Origin of the sequence: Candidatus Thioglobus sp. (assembly GCF_028599055.1) — a bacterium.
Lineage (GTDB): Bacteria > Pseudomonadota > Gammaproteobacteria > PS1 > Pseudothioglobaceae > Thioglobus_A.
This window is the reverse complement of the sequence record NZ_JAQRMS010000235.1, coordinates 1-1,631: the sequence shown is the minus strand read 5'-3', so window position 1 is coordinate 1,631 and position 1,631 is coordinate 1. Positions and strand designations below refer to the sequence as shown.

General features: G+C 38.8%; 1 protein-coding gene. It reads right to left on the bottom strand.

What is annotated here, in order from left to right; translation table 11 throughout:
- Nucleotides 1-480: hypothetical protein (locus tag PSN35_RS07605; RefSeq protein ID WP_300031683.1), on the bottom strand; the 480-nt coding region annotated here is incomplete at its 3' end.
- Nucleotides 481-1,631: the final 1,151 nt, after the last annotated feature.

Here is a 1,631-nt window from a genome sequence, read left to right as displayed (position 1 = left end):
CGGTAAACCAAGCCATGGTGACAATCGTAACGGTGAACCAAGCCATGGTGACAATCCGTAACTGTAAACCAAGTCGTCATGGTGACAATCGTAACGGTGAACCAAGCCATGGTGACAATCCGTAACGGTAAACCAAGCCATGGTGACAATCCGTAACGGTAAACCAAGCCATGGTGACAATCGTAACGGTGAACCAAGCCATGGTGACAATCGTAACAGTGAACCAAGCCATGGTGAAAATCGTAACGGTGAACCAAGCCATGGTGACAATCCGTAACGGTGAACCAAGCCATGGTGACAATCCGTAATGGTGAACCAAGCCATGGTGACAATCGTAACAGTGAACCAAGCCATGGTGACAATCCGTAATGGTGAACCAAGCCATGGTGGCAAATCCGTAACGGTAAACCAAGTCATGGTGACAATCCGTAATGGTGAACCAAGCCATGGTGGCAAATCCGTAACGGTAAACCAAGTCATGGTGTCAATCCGTAACACTTTCGAAGTGATGACTTCAACTTAGCCACTTGAAACCCTTGAATCTTCTTACACTAAGATAAAACCGTATAATTTAAAAATTCCTTCTTTGCCACTACTGAGATGACATGAGTAATCTAAAATCAACAAGCCCTTTTGTTTATTGCTCCCTAAGCACTATTAAATTATTTAGCTTTCCAATATTTCGATATTGAGTGTATCTGATGAATGTCATTGGGGCGCACTAAATTTTATATCTACATTTATAGTATTGCATGTAATTTTATTTGGTATGATTTATAAATATCTGTGTTAAATGTGTGGAAAAACGCTATGTAGCAATTGAAAATGTCGAATTTTCTCTAAAAAACACCAATGAAAAACCTGATGATATTTATATATTTTACAATATTGATGTATAAATTAAATAGTAATAAGGAATTGATTTTAAATCTTAATTTGCAATGCTATTTATATACTTCAATACAAACTAACCATATTTCTTATAGTACAAAGACAGATTTTAAAAACAGAAAGCAAGTATTGTCACGAACTTTGAATCACTGTTGTATCTTATTATGCATTATTGTCACGGACTGTTAATCAGTGTATCTTGCATAATCTGTTCTTGTATACGGAAACCAGATGAGTGGTGTAATAAACTCTTTGGGAGCTCTAGATCATGGGTTCGATCCCCGGTCGGTTCAAATCAAAGACTTGTTATGGTAGGTATTGTCTCTCCGATAAGAACACATCATGAAGGGGTAAGAGCAAAGACTTCGTTGGATGGGGCTCAGATTAATCCGAGTGGAGCGACATGTCTACCCGCGGATTGTTGTTTCACTGAGTTGGCACTTTTAAAATCCAACTAAGCGTATTGGTCTAGTACAGAGCGTACATCGTCTTCCTCTCATCGAATGTAACTTGATATCGCCACGGTATAGCTGAACACATGATTGTGTTGCATCAGTCATTCACTCCTGTAACGGAATTTGAATCAGCATAATTCTTTGACGTTGAATAATGGGTTATCTCGTTGAGGTCCATTTAAAAAGTGGTCGAAATCTGATTAAATAAAGTAGATAACAGTAGCTACCCTATATTACACACCAGACCACCAACTCCACACCATCACCACCACCACTAAGTCAATA